This is a genomic window from Streptomyces sp. NBC_00569 (genome assembly GCF_036345255.1).
Lineage (GTDB): Bacteria > Actinomycetota > Actinomycetes > Streptomycetales > Streptomycetaceae > Streptomyces.
This window is the reverse complement of record NZ_CP107783.1, coordinates 1,483,417-1,506,738: the sequence shown is the minus strand read 5'-3', so window position 1 is coordinate 1,506,738 and position 23,322 is coordinate 1,483,417. Positions and strand designations below refer to the sequence as shown.

19 protein-coding genes are annotated in these 23,322 nt (G+C 70.2%); 14 read left to right on the top strand and 5 right to left on the bottom strand.

From position 1 onward, the window contains the following. Positions 1-57: 57 nt before the first annotated feature. Positions 58-1,407, top strand: a complete 1,350-nt coding sequence (locus tag OHO83_RS07025; RefSeq protein ID WP_330278894.1) for an RNA-guided endonuclease InsQ/TnpB family protein — start codon at positions 58-60, stop codon at positions 1,405-1,407. Positions 1,408-1,425: 18 nt separating this feature from the next. Beyond that, entirely contained in the window at positions 1,426-3,309 is a 1,884-nt protein-coding gene (locus tag OHO83_RS07020) for an ABC transporter ATP-binding protein (RefSeq protein WP_266677789.1), read from the top strand. 78 nt (positions 3,310-3,387) lie between these two features. Here OHO83_RS07020 and argG read toward each other — a convergent pair whose 3' ends face one another. Together argG and OHO83_RS07010 are read right to left on the bottom strand one after the other, a co-directional pair. After that, on the bottom strand, positions 3,388-4,836 hold the full coding sequence (gene argG, locus OHO83_RS07015; protein WP_266677791.1) for an argininosuccinate synthase: 1,449 nt from the start codon (positions 4,834-4,836) through the stop codon (positions 3,388-3,390). A 127-nt stretch (positions 4,837-4,963) separates the two neighbouring features. After that, a complete protein-coding gene (locus OHO83_RS07010; protein ID WP_266677793.1) occupies positions 4,964-5,557 on the bottom strand; it encodes a dihydrofolate reductase family protein in 594 nt (197 codons plus the stop codon). A gap of 351 nt (positions 5,558-5,908) precedes the next feature. Here OHO83_RS07010 and OHO83_RS07005 point away from each other — a divergent pair, with 351 nt between their 5' ends. Further along, positions 5,909-7,396 (top strand): MFS transporter, encoded by a 1,488-nt coding sequence (locus tag OHO83_RS07005; protein ID WP_330280724.1) that lies wholly within the window; start codon positions 5,909-5,911, stop codon positions 7,394-7,396. Positions 7,397-7,459: 63 nt separating this feature from the next. On the opposite strand, the gene OHO83_RS07000 is transcribed toward OHO83_RS07005, so the two are convergent. Continuing rightward, positions 7,460-10,177 carry a molybdopterin-dependent oxidoreductase gene (locus tag OHO83_RS07000; RefSeq protein ID WP_330278893.1) on the bottom strand — a complete coding sequence of 906 codons (2,718 nt, stop codon included), beginning with the start codon at positions 10,175-10,177 and terminating at the stop codon, positions 7,460-7,462. Next, on the bottom strand, positions 10,174-11,004 hold the full coding sequence (locus tag OHO83_RS06995) for an FAD binding domain-containing protein (protein ID WP_266677797.1): 831 nt from the start codon (positions 11,002-11,004) through the stop codon (positions 10,174-10,176). The genes OHO83_RS07000 and OHO83_RS06995 overlap by 4 nt, the downstream gene beginning before the upstream one ends. A gap of 96 nt (positions 11,005-11,100) precedes the next feature. Between OHO83_RS06995 and OHO83_RS06990 the strand changes: the two genes are divergently transcribed. The 10 genes from OHO83_RS06990 to OHO83_RS06945 all read left to right on the top strand — a co-directional run bounded on the left by OHO83_RS06990 (position 11,101) and on the right by OHO83_RS06945 (position 20,139). Beyond that, positions 11,101-12,066: an antibiotic biosynthesis monooxygenase gene (locus OHO83_RS06990; RefSeq protein WP_330278892.1), complete on the top strand. Its 966-nt coding sequence runs from the start codon at positions 11,101-11,103 to the stop codon at positions 12,064-12,066. 336 nt (positions 12,067-12,402) lie between these two features. Further along, the gene (locus OHO83_RS06985) at positions 12,403-14,829 is read left to right on the top strand and encodes an ATP-binding SpoIIE family protein phosphatase (protein WP_405634101.1); all 2,427 of its coding nucleotides are present in this window, start codon (positions 12,403-12,405) and stop codon (positions 14,827-14,829) included. Between the two features lie 253 nt (positions 14,830-15,082). Beyond that, positions 15,083-15,454 (top strand): hypothetical protein, encoded by a 372-nt coding sequence (locus OHO83_RS06980; protein WP_266677803.1) that lies wholly within the window; start codon positions 15,083-15,085, stop codon positions 15,452-15,454. A gap of 11 nt (positions 15,455-15,465) precedes the next feature. Next, positions 15,466-17,049 carry a peptidoglycan-binding protein gene (locus tag OHO83_RS06975; RefSeq protein WP_330278890.1) on the top strand — a complete coding sequence of 528 codons (1,584 nt, stop codon included), beginning with the start codon at positions 15,466-15,468 and terminating at the stop codon, positions 17,047-17,049. Continuing rightward, positions 17,021-17,572, top strand: coding sequence for a protease inhibitor I42 family protein (locus OHO83_RS06970; RefSeq protein ID WP_266677807.1), 552 nt, complete (start codon positions 17,021-17,023; stop codon positions 17,570-17,572). Before OHO83_RS06975 ends, OHO83_RS06970 begins: the two co-directional genes overlap by 29 nt. 46 nt (positions 17,573-17,618) lie before the next feature. After that, a complete protein-coding gene (locus tag OHO83_RS06965) occupies positions 17,619-18,032 on the top strand; it encodes a hypothetical protein (protein WP_266677809.1) in 414 nt (137 codons plus the stop codon). A gap of 137 nt (positions 18,033-18,169) precedes the next feature. Next, positions 18,170-18,598: an aspartate 1-decarboxylase gene (gene panD / locus OHO83_RS06960; RefSeq protein WP_116506146.1), complete on the top strand. Its 429-nt coding sequence runs from the start codon at positions 18,170-18,172 to the stop codon at positions 18,596-18,598. 30 nt (positions 18,599-18,628) lie between these two features. Beyond that, a complete protein-coding gene (locus OHO83_RS06955) occupies positions 18,629-18,985 on the top strand; it encodes a GNAT family N-acetyltransferase (RefSeq protein ID WP_330278889.1) in 357 nt (118 codons plus the stop codon). 4 nt (positions 18,986-18,989) lie between these two features. Continuing rightward, on the top strand, positions 18,990-19,625 hold the full coding sequence (locus OHO83_RS06950) for an aspartate/glutamate racemase family protein (protein WP_266677814.1): 636 nt from the start codon (positions 18,990-18,992) through the stop codon (positions 19,623-19,625). Between the two features lie 55 nt (positions 19,626-19,680). Next, on the top strand, positions 19,681-20,139 hold the full coding sequence (locus tag OHO83_RS06945; RefSeq protein WP_266677816.1) for a nitroreductase family deazaflavin-dependent oxidoreductase: 459 nt from the start codon (positions 19,681-19,683) through the stop codon (positions 20,137-20,139). A 607-nt stretch (positions 20,140-20,746) separates the two neighbouring features. On the opposite strand, the gene gndA is transcribed toward OHO83_RS06945, so the two are convergent. After that, positions 20,747-22,186: an NADP-dependent phosphogluconate dehydrogenase gene (gene gndA / locus OHO83_RS06940; protein ID WP_266677818.1), complete on the bottom strand. Its 1,440-nt coding sequence runs from the start codon at positions 22,184-22,186 to the stop codon at positions 20,747-20,749. A 145-nt stretch (positions 22,187-22,331) separates the two neighbouring features. On the opposite strand from gndA, the gene OHO83_RS06935 reads away from it, so the two are divergent. Continuing rightward, positions 22,332-23,303 (top strand): acetylxylan esterase, encoded by a 972-nt coding sequence (locus OHO83_RS06935; RefSeq protein WP_266677820.1) that lies wholly within the window; start codon positions 22,332-22,334, stop codon positions 23,301-23,303. Positions 23,304-23,322 lie beyond the last annotated feature (19 nt).

Genomic DNA, 23,322 nt, shown 5'->3' with positions numbered 1-23,322 from the left:
TGTGTTGTCAGTGGCCCTCGCTAGCCTGATCGCCTGAGTTTGGAAGGGGGTGTTCTTGTGCTGACTGGTCGCAGGTATCGGCTTGAGGTGACGGCGGGTCAGGCTGCGCAGTGTCAGGAGTTTGCTGATATGTGCCGGTCGGTGTGGAACATCGGCTTGGAGCAGCGGCGGGCGTATCGGCGTCGGGGCGCGTGGATGAACTACGTCCCGCAGGCCGGTGAGTTGGCTGATGCCAAGCGTGAGCACGGGTGGTTGAAGGCTGCGCCGTCGCACGTGTTGCAGCAGACCCTGCGGGATCTCGACAGGGCGTGCCGGGATCACGGCACGTTCAAGGTGCGGTGGCGGTCCAAGGCCCGTTGGTCTCCCTCGTTCCGGTTCCCTGCCGGGAGTCTGATCACCGTGGAGCGCCTGGGCCGTAAGTGGGGTCGGGTGAAGCTTCCGAAGCTGGGGTGGGTGCGCTTTCGCTGGTCGCGCCCCCTGGGCGGAGAGATCCGTTCCGCGACGGTCAGCCGCAGGTCCGGGCACTGGTTTGTTTCCTTCCTCGTGGACGACCAGGCCGTCACTCCCCAGCGGCACGCCATGGCGGACACGTCGGTCGGGATCGACCGGGGCGTGAAGACTGCCGCGGTCACCTCGGACGGCGACTTCCACGACCGGGCGTTCATCACGCCTGGGGAGACCGCCCGGTATCGGAGGCTGCAACAGCGCCTGGCCCGGTCCGAGCGCGGTAGTACCAACCGGGCCAAGGTGATCGCTGCTATGAACGCGGTCATGGGCCGTGTGTCGGACCGGCGGGCAGACTTCTGCGCGCAGACCGCGTCCCGGATCGTTGCGAAGAACGCTCTGGTCGTCCTGGAAGACCTCAAGACCCGGAACATGACGGCCTCCGCTTCCGGCACCCCTGCGGAGCCGGGCCGGCAGGTTGCGCAGAAACGGGGCCTGAACCGGGCCATTCTCTACAAGGGATGGCACCGTCTCGAACTCTCCCTCATCAGCGCGGCCCGGTACACGGGCACGGTCGTGGTGAAGGTGAACCCCGCGTACACGTCGCAGCGGTGTTCCGCCTGCGGCTTGGTCACCGAAGGAAACCGCGAGAGCCAAGCGGTGTTTCGGTGCAAAGCCTCAGGTTGCGGACACGCAGAGCATGCCGACGTCAACGCGGCGAAGAACATCCGACACGCGGGCGGACAGCCCGTGTCAGCCTGCGGAGACCTCGGCACCAGCCGGTCTGTGAAACAGGAACCCGTAAGCCGGGCGACCGGCCGAACCCCCTATAGGGGAATCCCCGCTTCAGGGCGGGGAGGACGTCAACGTCGCAGTGATGCCCAGCGTGGCACGTCGCCCGCGCGCCTCCCAGACGCCCCCCACCGTGAAATGAGGCCTTGTGTTGACCTCAATCTTGCTTGAGGTCTTACCGTCTACTGCATGAGCATGGAGACCACGGCGTGGACGCAGCTGCACAGCGTCATGAACGCCCAGCAGGACACCCGACCTTTCGCCCCCGCCACCCTCCGCCGCATCGCCGCCTTCGCGCGTCCGCACCGGCGCCGGATCGCCCAGTTCGTCGTCCTGAGCGTGGTCACCGCGCTGACCGCCGTGGCGACCCCCGTCCTCGCGGGGCACGTCGTCAACACCATCGTCGCCGGCAAGGACGAGGGCACCGTCGTCCGCCTCGCCCTCCTCATCGCCGTGATCGCCCTCGCGGAGGCGGGCCTCGGCCTCGTCGCCCGCTGGCTCTCGGCCAACCTCGGCGAGGGCCTGATCCTCGACCTGCGCACCGCGGTCTTCGACCACGTGCAGCGCATGCCCGTCGCCTTCTTCACGAGGACCCGCACCGGCGCCCTCGTCAGCCGTCTCAACAACGATGTGATCGGCGCGCAGAGAGCGTTCAGCAACACGCTCTCCGGTGTGGTCGGCAATGTCGTGACCCTGCTCCTCACCCTTGCCGTCATGCTCACGCTGTCCTGGCAGATCACGCTCCTCGCACTCGTGCTCCTGCCGCTGTTCGTGGTGCCCGCGCGGCGCATGGGTACGCGGATGGCCCGGCTCCAGCGCGAGGCGGCCGGGCACAACGCGGCCATGGGAACCCGGATGACCGAGCGCTTCTCGGCGCCCGGCGCCACGCTGATCAAGCTGTTCGGCCGGCCCGGCGACGAGTCCGCCGAGTTCGCCGCCCGCGCGTCCCGCGTACGGGACATCGGCGTCCGCACGGCCATGGCGCAGTCCGCGTTCATCACCGCGCTCACCCTCGTCTCGGCCCTCGCCCTCGCGCTCGTCTACGGCCTGGGCGGCTACTTCGCCATCGAGGGCACCCTCGACGCGGGCGCTGTCGTCTCCCTCGCCCTGCTTCTCACCCGCCTCTACGCGCCGCTGACCTCCCTGGCCGGCGCGCGCGTCGAGGTCATGAGCGCCCTCGTCAGCTTCGAGCGCGTCTTCGAGGTGCTTGACCTCAAGCCTCTGATCGACGAGAAGCCGGACGCCCGAGAGGTTCCCGAGGGGCCGGTCGCCGTGGAGTTCGAGGACGTCCGCTTCGGCTACCCGTCCGCCGACAAGGTCTCCCTCGCCTCCCTCGAAGAGGTCGCCTCGCTCGACACCCGCGGGGGCGCCGAGGTCCTGCACGGCATCTCGTTCCGCGCCGAACCCGGCCAGACCGTCGCTCTCGTCGGCACCTCCGGCGCGGGCAAGTCGACCGTCGCCCAGCTCATGCCCCGCCTCTACGACACCGACGAGGGCGCCGTACGCATCGGCGGGGTCGACGTCCGTGACCTGACCGCCGTATCCCTGCGTGAGACCCTCGGCATGGTCACGCAGGACGGTCACCTCTTCCACGACAGTGTCCGCGCCAACCTCCTCCTGGCCAGGCCCGGAGCGAGCGAGGACGACCTGTGGGACGTGCTGCGCCGCGCCCGCCTGGAGGACCTGGTGCACTCCCTGCCCGACGGCCTCGACACCGTCGTCGGCGAGCGCGGCTACCGCCTCTCCGGCGGCGAACGCCAGCGCATGACGATCGCCCGCCTGCTCCTCGCCCGGCAGCGCGTCGTCATCCTCGACGAGGCGACCGCCCACCTGGACAACACGTCCGAGGCGGCCGTGCAGGAAGCGCTCGCGGAGGCGCTCGAAGGCCGTACCGCCGTCGTGATCGCCCACCGCCTGTCCACGATCAGGTCCGCCGACCAGATCCTGGTGGTCGAGGACGGCCACATCGTGGAGCGCGGCACCCACGAGACGCTCCTCGCCGAGGACGGCCGGTACGCGGAGCTGTACCGCACACAGTTCGCGAACCCGGCGGACGTGGTGGAAGCCGCTTAGCCGCCTGGAACAGAGCGAGGAGGAGGGGGTGGCCGCAGCGGCCACCCCCTCCTCCTCGTCACGTCCTGCCCGTCGGGGCTAGTCGGTGCCGGACTCCATCGCGGCGCGGTCGAGGAGCTCGTCGTCCTCGGAGACCTCACCGCGGGAGGCGATGACCTCGGCGCCGCCCTCCGGCATCGCGCCGATCAGGCCCGTCGCCGCCGCCTGCGCGGCGCCGATCAGCTCGGGGTGCGTCGTGCCGACGATGCCGAGGCCCGCGTACTGCTCGAGGCGGGCGCGCGAGTCGGCGATGTCGAGGTTGCGCATGGTGAGCTGGCCGATCCGGTCCACCGGGCCGAACGCCGAGTCCTCGGTGCGCTCCATCGAGAGCTTGTCCGGGTGGTAGCTGAACGCCGGGCCCGTGGTGTTGAGGATCGAGTAGTCCTCACCGCGCCGCAGCCGCAGCGTCACCTCGCCGGTGACGGCCGAGCCGACCCAGCGCTGGAGCGACTCGCGGACCATCAGGGCCTGCGGGTCCAGCCAGCGGCCCTCGTACATGAGCCGCCCGAGGCGCCGGCCCTCGTTGTGGTACTGGGCGAGGGTGTCCTCGTTGTGGATCGCGTTCACGAGGCGCTCGTACGCGGCGTGCAGCAGTGCCATGCCCGGGGCCTCGTAGATGCCGCGGCTCTTCGCCTCGATGATCCGGTTCTCGATCTGGTCCGACATGCCCATGCCGTGGCGGCCGCCGATGGAGTTGGCCTCCATGACGAGGTCGACCGCGGAGGCGAACGCCTTGCCGTTGATCGTCACCGGGCGGCCCTGCTCGAAGCCGATCGTGACGTCCTCGGCGGCGATGTCCACGGACGGGTCCCAGAACCGCACGCCCATGATCGGCTGGACGGTCTCCACGCCGGTGTCGAGGTGCTCCAGCGTCTTGGCCTCGTGGGTGGCGCCCCAGATGTTGGCGTCGGTCGAGTACGCCTTCTCGGTGCTGTCCCGGTACGGCAGGTCGTGGGAGACCAGCCACTCCGACATCTCCTTGCGGCCGCCCAGCTCCGTCACGAAGTCGGCGTCGAGCCACGGCTTGTAGATGCGCAGGTGCGGGTTGGCCAGCAGGCCGTAACGGTAGAACCGCTCGATGTCGTTGCCCTTGAACGTCGAGCCGTCGCCCCAGATCTGGACGTTGTCCTCGAGCATCGCGCGTACCAGCAGGGTGCCGGTGACGGCTCGGCCCAGCGGCGTCGTGTTGAAGTAGGCACGGCCGCCCGAGCGGATGTGGAACGCGCCGCACGCGAGCGCGGCCAGGCCCTCCTCCACCAGTGCCGCACGGCAGTCGACCAGGCGCGCGATCTCGGCACCGTAGGTCTTGGCGCGGCCGGGCACCGACGCGATGTCGGGCTCGTCGTACTGGCCGATGTCGGCGGTGTAGGTGCACGGGACGGCACCCTTGTCGCGCATCCACGCGACCGCGACGGAGGTGTCGAGGCCGCCCGAGAAGGCGATGCCGACGCGCTCGCCGGCGGGAAGGGAGGTGAGAACCTTAGACATAGGAAGAGTATGCATCCCGGAGAATGATTATGCAAAGGGGGGGTGTCCCTTTGCGACGCCGTCTTCTGTGACGCCTCGTCCATCGTGACCGTGCAGGAGTCGCGGCGCACCGCGGGGCGACCCGGGTTCATGCCGCGTGTCGCCCGGCGTCCCGGACGATCCCGTAGGTGAGCGCCGCGAGGCCGTCACCGACGGTGCGGGTGTCGAGGAGGCGCAGCGACAGTTCGTCACCCGTCTCGCCGAAGAGGCGCTCGCCGGCCCCCAGCACGACCGGGTGGACGATCAGCCGCAGCTCGTCGGCCAGACCGTGCTCGAGCAGCGTGCGCACGAGCCTGCGGCTGGCATAGACGACGATGTCCCCGTCCAGCTCCCGCTTCAGCTTCGAGACCTCGGTGACCACCTCGCCGGCGAGGACCGTCGAGTTGTTCCACACGGGGTCGACGAGGGTCGAGGACACGACGTACTTGGGCAGCGCGTTCAGCCGCTCCGCCCACGCGCCGCTCCGGGACGGCCACCTGGCCGCGAACCACTCGTAGCTCCGCCGGCCGAGCAGCAGTGCCTCCGTGCCGAGCGCCTCGTCGAACTCGACCTTGGTCCACTCCAGCCGGTCCTTGCCCGCCATCCGGTCGAACCAGCCCCCGCGCCTGAAGCCCTCCTCGCCGGTCGGGTCCTGGACGACCCCGTCGAGCGAGACGTTCTCGCTGATCACGATTTTTCCCATGTCCCTCTCCTTCGGTACGGGCTAGTGTCGGGGCGGCGAGCAACCCCGGAGGAGTGAGGCATGCCCGGTCGTACGCGCACGCTTTGACGCTGCAGGCCGTGATCGGCCCGTCATCGCGTGCTGCCCTTGTCGTGTGGCACAGCGAGCTCTCTCCTGCCTGAACCGTCGGTGCGCCTTGTGCGCGCCCGGTGGCGGGCCTCGTCGTCTGCACCGCAAGGGATTCCTGTGTCCTCCGCGTCCTCTGGTTCCGCTGGTTCGTCCGCGTCCTCTGATTCCTCCGGTTGCTCCGGTCTCTCCGCGGGATCCGATTCCTCCGCCGGATCCACCTCCGGTCGGCCCGCCTCCCCAAGCCTGTGGCGGGACCGCGACTTCCGCCGACTCTGGGTGGGCCAGACGGTCTCCCAACTCGGCGAACACACAACTCTGGTGGTTCTGCCGCTCTGCGCCGTCCTGACGCTCGACGCCGGCGCCGGTGAGCTCGGCGTCCTGCGTGCGGTGGGACAGGCGCCGATCCTGCTGCTCTCACTCCTGGCCGGCGCGTGGGTGGACAGATGGCGCACCCGCACGGTGATGGTGCTGGCCGACGTGGGCCGGGCGCTGGCCCTGGGCACCGTCGCCGTGGCAGGACTCCTCGGCGCGCTCGGCCTGCCCGCGCTGCTCGTGGCCGGCTTCGCCGTCGGGGCCCTCTCCGTGTTCTTCGACGTGGCCTACCAGTCGTCTCTCGTACGGCTCGTGGAACGCGATCAGCTGGTGCGGGGCAACAGCGCGCTGGAGGGCAGCCGCTCCGCCGCCCAGATCGCGGGCCCCGCACTCGGCGGGGCGCTGGTCTCGCTCCTGTCGGCACCGATCGCTGCCGTGTCCGGCGCTCTCCTCTTCGCGCTGTCGTGCCTGTCGATCCGGCGGATCCGCCGCGGCGAGTCGCTCCCCGAGGCCACGCAACGGCGCTCACGACGTCACCCGAAGCCGACGCGGGGCCTCCCGTCGCGTCTGCCGGACTTCACGCGAAGGCGCTCGCAGCGTCACTCGGAGTCGACGCGGGACCTCTCGCAGCGTCTCTCGGACTTCACGCGGCGAGAGCGATCGCAGCGCCTCCAGGAGCCCACCCAAGAGTGCTCACAGCCTCACCCGGAGCCCAGGCAGGAACACTCGCAGCGTCCCCCGGAGCCCACGCAAGAGCCCCCGCGGCGTCCCCCGCGGGTCTGGCGGCGGATCTGCGAGGGCCTCGGCTTCGTCGTCGGTGACCCCTCGCTGCGGGCCGTGTGCCTCGCCTCGGCCGCCTTCCAGTTCTCGCTGGCGGCGACGATGACCGTCTATCTGCTCTTCCTGCCGCGCGAGCTGCACCTGTCCGGCACGGAGGTCGGTCTCGCGCTCGCGGCCACGGGGCCGGGCGCGCTCCTCGGCTCGCTGCTGGCAGCCCGCCTGCCGGGCCGCTTCGGGCACGGCGTGGTGCTCGTGTCCGCAGCGGCACTCGGCGACGGCGCGTTCCTGTTCGTGCCCGTGCTGCACGGCTCCTCCGCGGGAACGGTTCTCGCCCTCGTCGCGGTCAGCCTCGTGTTCGGGACCTTCGGCCAGCTGGTGAACGTCACGGTGATGGGCGTCCGGCAGGCATTGACCCCGGACGGGATGCAGGGCCGCGCGGCGGCGACCATCACCTTCGTCGGCATGGGCCTGACCCCGCTCGGGTCCCTGCTCGGCGGATTCCTCGCGGACGAGTGGGGGCTGCGCCCCAGCCTCGCGGTGACGGCGGCGGGGATGCTGCTGTCACCGTTGCTGATGTCGCTGTCCCCGCTGGCCCGCCTGGGACGTACGCTTCCCGACCGTCGGCTTCTCGTGGACTGATGCTGCCGCCGAGTCCATGGGCCGGTGCGGGGTGCTGACCCGATTCCTGGATCAGGGCGCGGCTCAGGCCGTCCGTATCGACCGGTTCTCCCTGAGCCGGCTGTAGATCCGCTCCGGCGTCAGGGGCAGTGCGCGGTAGCGGACGCCGGTGGCGTCGTGGAGCGCGTTCGCCAGTGCGGGGGCCACCGGGTTGATGCAGCATTCCGCCATCCCCTTCGACCCCATGGGCCCGAAGGAATCCGCCGACTTCACCAGGAGAAGTTCCGTGCGGGGGACGTCGGCGTAGGTGGGGATGCGGTAGTTGCGGAGGTTGGGGTTGGCCATGGCTCCGCCCGCGTCGACGTGGTAGTTCTCGGTGAGCGTGAAGCCGATGCCCTGGGCCACCCCGCCCTCCACCTGGCCCCGGACCTGCGCGGGGTTGATGACGACGGCCGCGTCGGTGGCCTGCACGCTGTAGAGGATGCGGATCTCGCCCGTCACCTGGTGCACCGCGATCTTGAATCCCTGCGTGTTGGACACGACGCTTCGGGGCGATCCGTAGGCCTTGCGTGCGGCGGTGAACCGGATTCCGCGCGCGCGGGCCAGCGCGACGAGTTCGGCCAGCCGTACGTGCTGGTCCCCGCAGACGACTTCCCCGTCGCCCAACGAACACATGACCACGTGGACACCCGTGTGCGCGGCGGCGAACTCGAGGATGCGGTCGCGCACGGCGTTGGCCGCGCGGAGCACGGCGTTGCCCGCCACGAAGAGTCCCGCGCTCGCGAACGCGCCGGTGTCGAATCCCGTGCGGTCTGTGTCCGACTGAACGAGGCGAATGCGCGAAGGCGTCGTCCCCAGTTGGTTGGCCGCGATCTGGACGTGCGCGGTGGACGTGCCCTCGCCGAACTCGACCGTGCCGACGGCCAGTTCGTACACGAGGTCGTCGCCGAGCGTGACCCAGGCCTCGGAGAGGTGCTCGGTCGGGGGCGCGGTCTCGTGCAGGGAACTCGCGACCCCGGACCCCAAGAGCCAACCGGAGCCGTGCGGTGGCTCGTTGGCGGCACGGGCCATGGCGTGCTCCACGAGATCGATGCACTTGCCGAGCCCGTCCTCGTTGAACATCACGTCGTCGGGGCCGTCGTGCAGGGCGACGAGCGGGTCGCCCGGCCGCACGATGTTGCGCCGCCGCAGTTCGAACGGGTCGAGGTGCAGGGCGCGGGCCAGTTCGTCCATCGCCGACTCCACGGCGAACGCCGGCTGCGTCATCCCGTAGCCGCGCAGCGCCCCGCTCGGCACGGTGTTCGTGTAGACGGAGAACCCGTCGTACTTCTTGTTCGGGCAGCGGTAGATCATGACGGCCGCGCCGCCCGCGTACAGCGTCTCGCCGCCGTGGTTCCCGTAGGCGCCCGTGTTCGACACGTTGCGGACCTGGAAGGCTGTGAGCGTGCCGTCCGCCTTCGCGCCGAGCCTGACCGTCAGCTTCATCGGGTGCCGCGGCGACGCCGTCGTGAACTCCTCCTCGCGGGTGTACTCGAAGCAGACGGGCCGTCCGGTGTCCAGGGCGGCGAGCGCCGCCAGATCCTCAGAGATCACTTCCTGCTTGCCGCCGAAGCCGCCGCCGACCCGCATGCAGAACACGCGGACCTGGTCGGGGCGCAGCGCGAAGAGATGCGCGAGCTTGACCTTCGCGATCGACGGCGACTGTGAACTCGTCCGCACGGTCAACCGGCCGTTCTCCACCCAGGCGATGGAGCCATGGGTCTCGAGATGGGCATGCTGAACGCGGGGCGAGGAGTACGTCCCTTCGTGGATCACGTCGGCCTCGGCGAACCCCGCGTCGACATCGCCGATGTGCGAGTGCAGCTCCAGCAGGATGTTGTGGACGCAATCGCGGACGAACGCGTCGTCCGTACGGTGCAGTTGAGGAGCCCCGTCGGCCATGGCGGCCTCCGGGTCGAACACCGCAGGCAGCTCCTCGTACTCCACCTCGATCCTCCTGCAGCCCTCCTCCGCCGCGCCGACCGTGTCGGCCACGACCGCGGCGACGCGCTGGCCCACGAAGCGGACCGTGTCGTCGAGGATGTACGTATCGTCCGGATCGACGAGGTGGTCGGTGTGGATCGCCGTGGAGAACCGCCTGCGCGGCACGTCCTGCCAGGTGTAGACGCGCCGCACGCCCGGCACCGCCAGCGCGGCGGACTTGTCGACCGACACGATCCGGGCGTGCGCGTGCGGCGAGTGCAGCACCTTGAGGTGCAGCAGCCCTTCGACGGCGGTGTCCATCGTGAACTCGGCACGCCCGGTCACCACTTCGTCGCCGGCCGGCGCGGCGACGCTCGTCCCGACTGCCTTTCCCGGCGTGGCGCTCTCGACGCCGATGACGCCCTTCACGGCGTCCTCGATCGCCCGGTAGCCGGTGCAGCGGCAGAGGTTGCCCTTCAGCGCGCGCGGCAGGTCCGCCTTCTGTGCCTCGGTGAAGGTCGCCGAGGTCATGATCATCCCTGCGGTGCAGAAGCCGCACTGGAACCCGGGCGCATCACGGAACTGCCGCTGCACCGGATGCAGTTGACCTGGTGCTCCAAGCCCCTCGATCGTGGTCACCTCATGGCCCTGTGCGCGGAACGCGGGTGTGATGCAGCTGTGCACCGGAAAGCCGTCGAGCCACACCGTGCACGCGCCGCAATCGCCCGCGTCGCACCCCTTCTTGACGCCGAAGTGCCCGAGCGACCGCAGGAAGGTCCGCAGGCACTGGCCGGGGCCCGGCTCCTCGTCGAAGCTCCTGCCGTTCACGACGTACGTCATGGCAGGCCACCGTCCGACAGTTCGCGACGAATCTCTTCGGCGAAGTGCTTCGTCAGATGGCGACGGTGGTCCGGGGTCCCATTGGCATCCGCGAACCAGAGACCGGCGGGGACGGCGTCGATGCTCCGCCGCAGGGTCGAGGCATCGGGCATGGCGTCGAAAGTCATGCGCACAGGCCGTGCCGTGCCGGCGGTGACGGTGAGCAACAGGTCGCTCGTGCCCGGTGTTTGCGTACCGACGAGGAACACCGTCGAGCGGCCGAGGCGGGTCAGCGTGAAGCGGCGGTGCGTGGCGCGTTTCCGCAGAGCACGGGCCGGAATGTCGATGCGCCGCAGGACTTCCCCGGGGCCGAGAACGTTCTGATGGTCGCCCGTCACGAAGTCGAGGGCATCGACGGTGCGCACGGTCCCGTCAGGGGCCCACAGTTCGTACCGGGCCTCCAGCGCGACCGTCAGCGTGATCATGGGTCCGGCGGGCAGGGACAGACAGATATTTCCGCCGACGGTCGCAGAATTCCATACCTTGAACGAGGAAAGGAAGGCTTCGCAGCTTTTCGCGAAAAGAGCGCCCGCGATCCAGTCGCCCGGAAAGGCGAAGGAATAGAGATCGCGAATGGTGCACGTGGCACCGATTTCGAGTCCCGCGTGGCTCGGGACGAGCGCGTCCCAGCGCAGCGCCGTCAGGTCGACCAGTCGCCGCAGGCCGGGCTGCTCCACGGAGAACAGCCACGTGCCACCCGCAAGCCACGCATCACCTTCGCGCCAGTCCGCGCCGGGCCGGTCGAGCGGCGGGCGTCGGACGACTTCCGTAATGGTGTTCAGGTCCATGGAGACTGATCTCTCGCGCGACAGCCGTGCGACGGATATTCCCCGGGCATCGTGGATCAAGTGTCGTTTGAATTCCTGTGAACTAGACTACGCCGTATGGGTATCCGTGCAAGCGGCACCGCTACCGTCGTGACCTCCCAGAAGGTACGGGAAGGCTTCGACGAGGAGTACGACCGCTGGCAGGAAAAGGTGAACCGGGCCGTTCGGGACTTCGACGGATTCGAGGGGACGGAGACCTATCCCCCCGGCTCGGGCGAGGACCATGAATGGGTCGTGGTGTTCCGCTTCGCCGGCACGGATCAGCTCAGCGCGTGGCTGGACTCGACCGCGCGCCGGGAGCTGCTGGCAGAAGGCCGTGAGCTGCTGGACGGTGCCCCCACGCAGGAGGTCCTCGCCGGCGGCCGCATCGACGAGCCCGACCGGGTGGCGGGGGTCACGGCCGTCATCTCGCACGACGTACGGCCGGGCAGGGCAAAGGAATTCGAGCACTGGCAGGACAAGGTCCTCAAAGAGCAGGAGAAGTTCCCGGGCTTCATGGGAACCGAATTCTTCCGGCCCGTCGAAGGAATCCAGGATCATTGGGTGGTCGTTTTCCGGTACGACACCCGTGAACATCTCGATGCCTGGCTGGACTCCAGCCGCAGGGAGCACCTGCTGAAGGAGGGGCGCGAATACTTCGCGTCCTATGACGTCCGCAAGGTGGGGACGGCGTTCGGCGGCTGGTTCCGGTTCGGCTCGGACGAGGGCGAGGAGGTCCCGCCCAACTGGAAACAGTCCATGACGGTCGTGCTCGCGCTCTATCCCACCGTCATGGTGCTGAATCTGACCGTCGGTCATGAATTCCAGGTCCTGGGCATCCCCGGATACCTCGGCCTGTTCTTCAGCAACATACTGAGCGTCAGCATTCTGAGCTGGCTGCTCATGCCCCTCGTGAACCGCGCCCTCGCCTTCTGGCTCCGGCCCGGCCGGACCCGCACCGTCCGCGTCGACGTGGCGGGCGCGGCGCTCGTGGTCCTGTGCTGGGCCCTGACCGTCCTCGTCTTCGCCCTGACGACGGGCTGACGCCCGCGTTCTTACCCGTGCCGTGGGCAAGGCGCTGGATGCCACGCTCATCCGGTGATCTACGTGCCGCAGATGTTCCGGGCCGTGATCCACTTCGGATCTCGTCGGTTCCCTCATGGACCCCGCCGATCTCGCCGATCTTGCTGTCGCGGAAGACCGCCTCGACCCGTCCCGGCGCACTGTGCGCGCTGAGCTCGCGAGCCAAGCCGACGCCGAGGCCGCCGAAGGCCCGGACGCATGGCGGGCCACGTCGGCCACGCCTCGGGTCCGGAGGCCGGATCCCGGCACCGTGGCCTGTGGCCAAGATGTGCCGCGGGGCCCCAGGCGTAGCCTTGAATGCAGACATTCCGGTACTGGGCAGGTCGCATGGCCACGATGCACGCATCATGCGAAACCGGTCATCAGAACCCTTTCGACACGACCACAGCAGCAATGATCGTGCTGGATGCGCAGGGGAGAGTGACTGGCTGGAGCCCTGGGGCCCAAAACCTCTACGGTGCCGAAACCCGAGACGTGCTCGGCCGCTCGGCGAGCGAGGTTCTGCGAGATGTCCGGGCCCGGGGTGACACGCTGCAAGGCTTCGGGACGGCGGGGGCTGCGGCCCTCGCGGGCGCCCGGACCGAGAGGCGTACCGTCCGACGCCCGGACGGGGCGCTGGTGGAGACGGTCCTGCGCGTCTTCCCCGTGGAGCAGGACCGGGGGAGCCCCGCCTGGGTCGTGATGGCGGCGGCGAGCGACCGCTACCAGGAGTGGGTGACCGACCAGTCGATGCTGTCCGGGCTCTTCACGCAGGCTCCTGTGGGGCTCAGCGTCTACGGCCCCGACGCCCACCTCAATTGGACCAACGACGTCGTGCAGCAGGTCATGGGCTGGCACGCCGGTGAATGGGAGGGCCGGGCCAACAGGGTGCTCTATCCGCACGGCAGCATCCTGTCCCCTCCGGGTTACCACGAGATGGAGGAGGTACTGGAGGAAGTGCTGCGCACCGGCGAAGCCGTACTCGACGTCCATTGGCGCGGGCCCACTCCCGCCACCTGCGAGTACCACCGGGTCTACTCGTGCTCGTACTTCCGCCTTCAGGACGACGCGGGCCACCCCCTGGGTGTCTGCGAGGCGTCCGTCGACATCACCGATCGTTACGAGGCACGGGCTCGCCTGGCGCTGCTCAGCCGAGCCAGCGGGATCGGTACCACCCTCGACGTCGGGCAGACGGCGGAAGAGGTCGCGGAGCTCGTGGTTCCGGACCTCGCCGACTCGGTTCGCATCGAGGTCGCGGAGTCGGTCCTGGCCGGAGATGAGGCCCCGTCCTCGGCCTCCGGTGCACCGAAGGGGCTACGGCTCATGGCGGAGCGCACCAGGAGCGACCCCTCCGTCATGCAAGGTGATGCGCTGCTGGGTGTCATCGGCAGTCGGCCGACGACCGCGAGCCAACGCCTGCTGGCCGTGCCCCTGCTCCTGGGCGGCACCACGCTCGGCGCGGTCACCCTTCGGCGGGAGCCTCCTCGTGCGCCCTTCACCCAGGAGGACCGCGCAGTCGCCGAAGAACTGGCGTCGCGCACCGCGGTGTGCGTGGACAACGCTCGCCGCTACGTCCGCGAGCACGCCACGGCGTTGAAACTGCAGCGCGACCTCCTCCCGCGAGAACTACCGCAACCGAGTGGCGTCGAGTTCGCGCACCGCTACATTCCCACCACCGGTCCTCTCGGAGTCGGGGGCGACTGGTACGACGTGATTCCGCTGTCGGGTGCCCGCGTCGGGCTGGTGGTCGGTGACGTGGTGGGGCACGGGGTGGACGCCGCCGCCACCATGGGACGACTGCGCACGAGCGTGCGGGCACTGGCCGCCCTGGACCTGCCCCCGGACGAACTCCTCACCCGGCTTGACGACTTGGTGGGTCAGGCACGCGTCGGAATACACCGGACGCCGGGCGACGAGGGGACGGACAGGGCGCTCGGGGCGACCTGCCTGTACGCCGTGTACGACCCCACCTCCCGCACCTGCGCCATGGCCAGCGCGGGCCACCTCCCGCCGGTCGCCACCGGCCGTGGGACAGACACCGGGCGGGCTGGACCGCTCCACCTGCCCACAGGTCCCCCGCTGGGCGTCGGCGGGCTGCCTTTCGAGAGCGTGGAGCTCGAGTTCGCCGAGGGCACTGTGCTCGCCCTGTTCACCGACGGGATCGTCAAGGCGCGCGGCCGGGACGTGGACGAGGGAGTGGCGGACCTGTGCGGCGCCCTGGACGCCTCGGCCGGATCCCTACAGAAAGCGTGCGACGAGATCGTCTCCCTGTGCGCCCCGGGATCCGCCGAGGACGATGCCGCGCTGCTGCTGGTGCGCGTCCACGCCTTCCCCAAGGACAGCGTGGCGTCCTGGCAGGTCGCCTCCGACCCGGCCGAGGTGGCCGGAGTCCGCGCACTCGTCCGGGAGAAGCTGGAGGACTGGGGGCTGGACGATGCCGCGTTCGTCTCGGAACTGGTCGTGAGCGAACTCGTCACCAACGCCGTCCGATACGGCCGCCCCCCTGTCTCCCTGCGCCTGCTTCGGGACGTCGACCGCACACTGATCTGCGAGGTGTCGGACGCGGGACACACCTCCCCGAATCTCCGCCACGCCGGCGACGAGGACGAAGGAGGGCGGGGCCTCTTCCTGGTGGCACAACTGACCGCCATGTGGGGCACGCGCTACGACCGCCAGGCCAAGACGATCTGGGCCGAGATCGGGCTGGGGCAGGAAGTACCACCGGACCTGTTCGCGGAGCCGTGAGCCCGATCCCTGGCCCGGCCGGGAGTCCGCAGTCCCCTCCGTGATGCCGGCCCGACGCCTGTGCGGTGAGCCCGACCATCCCGCTGGGACACACTGTTCCGCGCCCTCGCCCGGGCCGGGATGAGCGCCCAGGTGTGCCGTGGGGAGGGTGATGTGGAGGAGGTGTGCGTGGCGGACGACGCGTGAACCTTCATATAAACAGTGCGTGTTAGCCTGCCCGCGGTCGCGATCGAATGCATACGGGGGAGACGCGGTGGGCTCGGACGGATACCAGGTCAAGGCAGGTATGACCGGCCAGGCCCAGCAACTCGACGACGCCGGCACGGACATGGACGGCGTCAGCTCGGCCGTCAAGTCCCGCACGACCTACTCGTACGACGATGTCGGCGGCGACGACGCCGCATCGGCGCTCAACGCGTTCACCAAGGCGTGGGAGGCGGAGGCCAAGACACTGGCGTCGGCGTTGCACGAGCTCGGTGGCAAGGTGCAGTTGGCCAAGAAGACCTACCACGGCACCGACGGCCTGGTGAAGACGCACGCGGACAGCGTCCCCGTCGGCGGCGCGAGCAGCCTCACCGACACATCGACGCAGGGCGGGCGCGCCTCTGCCCTGTCGAGCTACTGAGGGACGGGCCGATGTCGTTCTTCTCCTCCCCCCTCAACTCCCCTTCCCTCCGCCTCGCGTTGCTCGCCGGGCTGTCCAAGAAGATCCTCGGCGCCGGAAGCAAGAACGACCTCCTCGACCTGATCGACGACGCCCTCTCGGTGCCCGAACCGGGTGGCGACCAGAGCGTTCTGGAGGGACTGGCAAGTCTCTACCGCGGTCAGCTCGACCAGGTCGGCAGTGTCTTCGACCAGGTCGACCGGGTGGGCCGCAAGGGTCTTCCGGAGGTGTGGGTCGGCGACACGAGCGTCCTCGCCTCCGACGTGGTGAACGCCGCCGGGCGGTCCGTGACCCAGATGAGCGAGGCGTTCCAGGGCTGCGCGTCGGTGCTGCTGACGCTGGCCGACGCGATCGGCGCCGCGCAGCGCAAGGACGAGCAGGGCCGCGGACAGCTGCTGGAGCAGAAGAAGACGCTCGGCGGCAAGGACGGCTTCTTCGACGACCTGCACGAGAACGACGAGGAGGAGTGGGACCGCAAGAACGCCGCTCACTTCGGCTCCTACGCGGTCGACCTGATGCACGCAGCCGTCTCCGACGCGCAGGAGGCCACCCGCGTCGCGGCCCGGGACCTGAACAAGTGGGCCGCCGAGGCGCGGGCCGGGAAGATGGAGACCAGCGAACTCACCGCCGTCGACAAACTGATGCTCGCGGACACCGGCGTCGCGGGCGCCGACACCGAGCTGAACGAGATTCTCACGGCCGGCGACCTGGCACGCGCGTCGACGCGTATGGACCGGCTGAACCTCGACGACGAGACGGCCATGGAGCGGATGCTGGCGAAATCGGACAGCCCGCAGGAGCGGGCCTACCTGATGAAGGCCCTGGCCGCAGGCCACAGCGTCGCCGAGATAGGGACGTTCCAGGACAAGATCCACGGCAAGGACCCCGACTGGATGCGCCGGCACCTCACTCCGGTGGTCACCGCCGAGGACAGCATGGACGACGAGGGCCTGGCGTCGGACGGCGCGAACAACAACAAGGACTCCGTGACGTTCGACGGGCAGTCGTGGATCCAGGGCGGCGACGGCTCCGAGGGCACCTGCGTGGCCTCGTCCACCGTCACGTCCCGCGCCATGGTCGACCCCATGTACGCGCTCGACCTCACCGGCGGCCCCGACGGACAGCAGGACGACCCCGAAGCCTTCAAGCAGCGCCTGGTGGCCGAACAGCACCGGCTGCACACCGAAGGCGACGGCGGCAAGAACTGGGGCGGCATGGGGCCCGAGGGGCAGGAACGGATCAACGACACCGCCGTCGGCAGCGCCACAGGCACTGACTACCAGCGCCAGGACCTGAACAGCGCCGACGACCGCAGGGCGGTCCTCACCCAGGTCGAGAATTCGGTGGCTCAGGGACGGCCGGTCCCGGTCGACGTCTCGGGCAAGGACGGCGCCCACGCCATGACCATCATCGCCCAGGAGGGTGACATGCTCCAGGTGTACAACCCCTGGGGCACGACCACCTGGGTCAGCGAGGACGACTTCATCAATGGCCACATGGGCAAGGCTTCCAGCAATGATCTCCCCGATGCGTACAGCGTCTATCTTCCGCGCTAGCGGGGGCGGTGCCGTGATCGCGGCGACCGCGCTCCTCGCTCTCGCTACGGGCTGCGGCTCAGGCACCGACGAACCTGACGGCGGTTCCACGAGCACCGCGAGCCACCCCTCGGGCGCCACGGGCCGCACGACGAGCCGCCCGGTGAAGGACACCAGCATCACCGCCGAGCCGGGCGAACGCTTCACACTCACCGTCGACCAGAACGCCTCCACGCGCGAGTACTGGTACCTCGTCGACCCCGAGCCCGACGGCTCGGTGCTGGTCAGCCTCGGCCAGAGCGACCGGTCGGACTCCGGCGACGAGCCGGCGGCCGGCGCCGGCCACCGGCACACCTTCACCTTCGAGGCCAAGGGCAGGGGGACCACCCGGTTCACGCTGCTGCACTGCACTTTCACCACCTGCCAGGGCAACACCTCCACCCTGCCCCCCGAGACAACCGGCCCTTCCGCCACCCCGACCACGGGGGCGGCCACCCCCTCCCAGCCCCCCGAGCGCATCACCTACACCGTCACCGTCAACTGAGCCGCAGCGGACCAGTCAGATGAGACGAGACACCCGAGGCCCCGCCATGAACGACGACGCTCCGTACCCTCCGGACCGCACGGACGACGAGCTGGCACAGCTCGACATCACCGTCCTGCTGCGTTACGGCCTCACCGCCGCGCCCGGCACCCGGCGCACCGCCCTGTTCGGCGACGGAGCCGCGGCCGCGGCCGTCATCCTCGACCGCCTCGGCACCGAGCCGCGCTCGGTCGCCTTCCTCGCCGACACCGTGCGCGCCGGCGGACTCGCCCGCGCCGCGGAGCTGCCCGAGCCCCTGCCCCGCCGGGAGGCGGCCGACCTCGTACGGGAGTGGCTGGAGGCCGGCACCGAACTGGTGGGCGGGATCGCCGCCGACGACACCGCGGCCGCCTGGCTGCACGCCGTCGCGACCATCATCGAACTGAAGCAGCTGGCCCGGGCGCGGGGCCGGAGCACGTGATCTGAGGTCAGCCTCCGATCAGCCCGGAGCGACCCGATGTCTCCTCACACCCTTCGAGTCCGACGCGTGCCGGTGTAGAGTGCGGAACGCCTTTGACCTGCAAAAAGCGGGCAGGGAGCGAATTTCGGGAGTGCTGAATGCTGCGCACCATGTTCAAGTCCAAAATCCATCGCGCCACCGTCACCCAGGCCGACCTGCACTACGTCGGGTCCGTCACCATCGACCGTGACCTCCTCGACGCCGCCGATCTGCTGCCCGGCGAGCTCGTCCACATCGTCGACATCGACAACGGCGCCCGCCTGGAGACGTACGTCATCGAGGGCGAGCGGGGGAGCGGTGTCATCGGGATCAACGGGGCCGCGGCCCATCTCGTGCACCCCGGGGACCTCGTGATCATCATCAGTTACGCTCAGGTCGACGACGCCGAGGCGCGTGCGCTGCGGCCCCAAGTCGTGCACGTGGACCGGGAGAACCGGATCGTGGCCCTGGGCGCCGACCCGTCCGAGCCGGTTCCCGGCGGGGACACGGAGCGCAGCCCCCAGGCGGTGGCGGCCACCAGCGGCTGACCGTCCCGCAGCAGACGCGAGGAGACCCCCATGAGCGACATCGAGATCCGCGACGAACGGGACAAGGGGCTCCTCGTGGCCTGCGCGGCGGGAGAGCCCGAAGGCGCCGTCTTCGGGTACATCCAGTACTTCGTCCTCGACAAGCCCGAGAGGGCCCTCGTCCCCGTGCACACCGTCGTGCAGCCCCAGCACGAGGGCAAGGGCATCGCAGGATCGCTGGCCCGCGAGCTGTACGCCATCGCCGCCCGCGAGAGCATCGCCGTCGCGCCCCTGTGCCCGTTCGTCGTGGAGTGGGCCGCACGCCATCCTGGAGAGGCCCCCGTCGCCCCGCCCGAACTGATGGACGCCGCACAGCGCGCGCTCGCCGACGACCCGGCCAAGTGGTGACGGCGTGACCCTCGCCCTCCTGCACACCTCCCCGGTCCACGTCCCCGTCTTCGACGCCCTGCGCGACACCGACCACCCCGGCCTCGCCCTGCGCCACGTCGTGGACGAGAGTCTGCTCGAACGGGCCAGGACCGCCGGGCCCGACGCCGTCGCGGACGACGTGCGCGCGCTGCTCGAAACCGCAGTGGCCGACGGGGCGGCCGCCGTGCTCTGCACCTGCTCGACCATCGGCGGCGTCGCCGAGGCCCAGTCCGCCGCCGTCGGCGTCCCCGTCCTGCGCGTGGACCGGCCGATGGCCGCCGCCGCGGTCGAGGCCGGACGCGTTGTCGCCGTGGTCGCCGCCCTGGAGAGCACCCTCGCGCCGACCGTCGCCCTCGTCGAGGAGGAGGCCGCCCGGGCCGGCCGCCCCGTCGACGTCCGCACGGTGCTGGTCGCAGGAGCCTGGGAGCGTTTCGAGGCCGGTGACCGGGACGGGTACCGGGACCTCGTGGCCGCCGCCGTGGACGCCCTCACCGATGTCGACGTCGTCGTGCTCGCCCAGGCCTCCATGGCGCCCGCCGCCGACCGGACCACCGCGACGGTCCCCGTCCTGTCCAGCCCCCGCCCCGGCCTGCGCGCGGCGGCGGACAACACGGCCTAGGCTGAGCCGAGTTCGTACCGAGTGACACCGGCTTGAGCTGAACGAGGAGAGCCAGATGGCCGAGGACGAGACCGGCACCGACGTCGTGATCAGCCCCACCGGCTGGGTCGCGGAGCAGGCCCGCCTGTACGAGGAGTCCGGCGGCACCGAGGGCACGACGATCCCGGGCCCGATGAGCGCGCCCTGCCTCCTGCTCGACTACCAGGGGCGTCGCACCGGGCAGTGGCGCCGCACGGTTCTGATCTACGACCGTGACGGCGAGGACTACCTGATCGTCGCCTCGAAGGGCGGCGCCGACCAGCACCCCGAGTGGTACCTGAACCTGGAGGTCAACCCGGACGTGCGGCTGCGCGTCGAGACGGAGCGGTTCGACGCCCGCGCCGAGACTCTCTCCCCGGAGGAGAAGGCCAGGGTGTGGCCCCACCTCGTGGAGATCTTCGCCCCGTACGCGGACTACCAGAAGAAGACCGAGCGGGACATTCCCGTCGTACGCCTCACCCGTATCAAGGGCTGAGAGCCGGCCGGGGCGGTGTGTGGACCTGGCAGGCGTGGGCACGCGTGCCGGGAGACAGTGGCAGGGACCGGCCGCCCCCCGCCCGGGACGCGGCCGGCCTCCGACCCCCCCAGGAGGAATCGATGACGCATCCCTTCCCCGACCCCGTCACCCCGCCCACGCCGGGGCCCGACGTCCCCGATCCCGGTCCGTTCCCGGCCCCGGTTCCGACACCCCCGTCGCCCCGCCCCACACCGCAGCCTCCGCCGCCCCCGCCGTCCCCGGGCCCGCCGAACCCCGACCCGGACCCGGCGCCGCCCGAGCCGGAGCCTTCACCCATTTGACGCCCTTCCCTGCCCGAGGGCAGGGAATTCCGGTCCGTACTGCTCCGCCGTACCACCTTGGGTTCCTGTTTCACGGGCCTCTGCCGACCGGTGAGGGTCGGTCTTACAAGGCCTCCGCAGACCTGACTTTCCGCCCGTCCGGCGGTAGGTCCGACAACTCCGTTGTCGGACAAGGTGATCCTGGCCATGCCACTGCGCCCCTCCGGGCCGCTACGGGCAGGATGCCCTCCACCTCCACCCTTCAGGGTGGAGGTGTAGGGCAAGTGTTCGGTAGCGGCAAGGCCTTACGCCGACACCTCGGACCGGTCGCCGCCCCACAGCGTGTGGAACGCGCCGTCGCGGTCCGTGCGGCGGTAGGTGTGGGCGCCGAAGAAGTCCCGCTGGCCCTGGGTGAGCGCGGCCGGGAGGCGGTCGGCGCGCAGCGCGTCGTAGTACGCGAGCGCGGCGGCGAACCCGGGCGCCGGCACGCCTTCGACCGTCGCGGCGACCAGGACGGCACGCCAGTCGTCCTGCGCCGCGCCGATCTCCTGCGCGAACGTCTTGTCCGAGAGGAGGCTCGGCAGGTCGGGCCGGGCGTCGTACGCGGCCGTGATCCGGTCGAGGAACGCGGCCCGGATGATGCAGCCGCCGCGCCAGATCGAGGCGACGGCGCCCAGGTCGATGTTCCAGTCGTAGGCCTCGCTGCCCGCCGCGATCTCGTGGAAGCCCTGCGTGTACGACACGATCTTCGACGCGTACAGGGCCTGCTCGACCCGGTCGGCGAACGCCGCCGCCTCCGGCTCGCTCAGCGCGGTCGGCGTCGGGCCCGCCAGGTCCTTCGAGGCGGCGCGCAGGTCCGCGTGGCCGGAGAGCGAGCGCGCGAAGACGGCCTCGGCGATACCCGACACCGGGACGCCCAGGTCGAGGGCGATCTGCACCGTCCAGCGCCCCGTGCCCTTCTGCTCCGCCTCGTCGACGACGACGTCCACGAAGGGCTTGCCCGTCGCCGTGTCCACGTGGGAAAGGACCTCGGCCGTGATCTCGATCAGATACGAGTCGAGCCGGCCCGTGTTCCACTTCCGGAAGATGTCGGCGATCTGCGCGGGGGAGTAGCCCGCCACGTCGCGCAGGAGCTGGTAGGCCTCGCCGATGAGCTGCATGTCGGCGTACTCGATGCCGTTGTGGACCATCTTCACGAAGTGGCCGGCGCCGTCCGGGCCGACGTGCGTCACGCACGGGGCGCCGTCCTTGGCCTTGGCGGAGATCTTCTCCAGCATCGGGCCGAGCGCCGCGTACGACTCCTCGCTGCCGCCCGGCATGATGCTCGGCCCGTTCAGGGCGCCCTCCTCGCCGCCGGAGACGCCCGTGCCGACGAAGTGGATGCCGCGCTCGCGCAGTTCGCGCTCGCGGCGCCGAGTGTCCGCGAAGTGGGCGTTGCCGCCGTCGACGATCATGTCGCCGGGCTCCAGGAGCGGCGCGAACTCCTGAATCACCGCGTCCGTGGGGTCACCGGCCTTGACCATGATCACCAGGCGGCGCGGCCGTTCCAGCGCCGCCACGAACTCCTCCGCGGTCTCGGTGGGGACGAACTCGCCCTCGCCGCCGAACTCCGCGACGAGGTCGTGCGTGCGGGACGCGGTGCGGTTGTGCAGGGCGACCGTGTAGCCGTTCCTGGCGAAGTTCCGGGCGAGGTTGCGCCCCATGACGGCGAGTCCCGTGACACCGATCTGGGCTGACTTGCTCATGCCTGTCGCTCCTGACGTAGGGAGGTGATCGTTCCTGTTCATTTGTAGCGCGGTGAGGCGTACGGTGACGCTGCGACGCTCTCTCGAGCCCTCAGGACTCGCTGCGGAAGTCTCGACGGATATCTCTACGGAGAAGGAGCTGCCCGTGCCTCATTTCGACCTGCCGCTCGACGAACTGCGGGCCTACCGGCCGACATTGACGCGGCCCGAGGACTTCGACGTGTTCTGGGAGAAGACCCTGGCCGAGGCGCGTGAACACGACCTCGACGCGCGCTTCGTCCCGGTCGACGTGCCGCTGTCCGCGGTCGACGTCTTCGATGTTACGTACGCCGGGTTCGGCGGGCATCCGGTCAAGGGCTGGCTCGTCCTGCCTGCCGGGACGACCGGGCCGCTGCCCGCCGTCGTCGAGTACATCGGCTACGGAGGCGGGCGCGGACTGCCGCACACGAACCTGATGTGGGCCGCGGCCGGCTTCGCCCACTTCGTCATGGACACCCGCGGCCAGGGCTCCGGCGGCCGGGTGGGCGACACCCCCGACCCGGTCGGCAGCGGACCCGCGCACACCGGCTTCATGACACGCGGCATCGAGGACCCGCACGACTACTTCTACCGGCGCGTCTTCACCGACGCCGTGCGCGCCGTCGAGGCGGCCCGCTCGCACCCCCTGGTCGACGCCTCGCGCGTCGCGGCCCTCGGCGGCAGCCAGGGCGGCGGCATCACGATCGCGGTCGGCGGCCTCGTGCCCGACCTCGTCGCCATCGCGCCCGACGTGCCGTTCCTGTGCCAGTTCCCCCGCGCGGCCACCCTCACCGAACGCCACCCCTACCGCGAGATAGCCCTGTACCTGAAGGCGCACATCGGCGCCGACGAGCAGGTCTTCCGCACGCTGTCGTACTTCGACGGCGTGCACTTCGCGGCGAGCGGCACCGCGCCCGCCCTCTTCTCGGTGGCGCTGGAGGACCAGACCTGCCCGCCCTCCACGGTCTTCGCGGCCTTCAACGCCTATGCCGGCCAGGACAAGACGATCAAGGTGTACACCTTCAACGACCACGAGGGCGGCGGGCCCTTCCACCAGGCCGCCCAACTCGACTGGCTGCCGGTGAAGTTGCGCGGCTGATACGCGAACTACGCCTGAA

Excerpts from the sequence above, each read along its gene's own strand:
- OHO83_RS07020 (WP_266677789.1), top strand. The coding sequence starts at position 1,426 with ATGAGCATGGAGACCACGGCGTGGACGCAGCTGCACAGCGTCATGAAC.
- argG (WP_266677791.1), bottom strand. The coding sequence starts at position 4,836 with ATGTCTAAGGTTCTCACCTCCCTTCCCGCCGGCGAGCGCGTCGGCATC.
- OHO83_RS07010 (WP_266677793.1), bottom strand. The coding sequence starts at position 5,557 with ATGGGAAAAATCGTGATCAGCGAGAACGTCTCGCTCGACGGGGTCGTC.
- OHO83_RS07000 (WP_330278893.1), bottom strand. The coding sequence starts at position 10,177 with ATGACGTACGTCGTGAACGGCAGGAGCTTCGACGAGGAGCCGGGCCCC.
- OHO83_RS06995 (WP_266677797.1), bottom strand. The coding sequence starts at position 11,004 with ATGGACCTGAACACCATTACGGAAGTCGTCCGACGCCCGCCGCTCGAC.
- OHO83_RS06990 (WP_330278892.1), top strand. The coding sequence starts at position 11,101 with ATGGGTATCCGTGCAAGCGGCACCGCTACCGTCGTGACCTCCCAGAAG.
- OHO83_RS06985 (WP_405634101.1), top strand. The coding sequence starts at position 12,403 with ATGCAGACATTCCGGTACTGGGCAGGTCGCATGGCCACGATGCACGCA.
- OHO83_RS06975 (WP_330278890.1), top strand. The coding sequence starts at position 15,466 with ATGTCGTTCTTCTCCTCCCCCCTCAACTCCCCTTCCCTCCGCCTCGCG.
- OHO83_RS06970 (WP_266677807.1), top strand. The coding sequence starts at position 17,021 with ATGCGTACAGCGTCTATCTTCCGCGCTAGCGGGGGCGGTGCCGTGATC.
- OHO83_RS06965 (WP_266677809.1), top strand. The coding sequence starts at position 17,619 with ATGAACGACGACGCTCCGTACCCTCCGGACCGCACGGACGACGAGCTG.
- panD (WP_116506146.1), top strand. The coding sequence starts at position 18,170 with ATGCTGCGCACCATGTTCAAGTCCAAAATCCATCGCGCCACCGTCACC.
- OHO83_RS06955 (WP_330278889.1), top strand. The coding sequence starts at position 18,629 with ATGAGCGACATCGAGATCCGCGACGAACGGGACAAGGGGCTCCTCGTG.
- OHO83_RS06945 (WP_266677816.1), top strand. The coding sequence starts at position 19,681 with ATGGCCGAGGACGAGACCGGCACCGACGTCGTGATCAGCCCCACCGGC.
- gndA (WP_266677818.1), bottom strand. The coding sequence starts at position 22,186 with ATGAGCAAGTCAGCCCAGATCGGTGTCACGGGACTCGCCGTCATGGGG.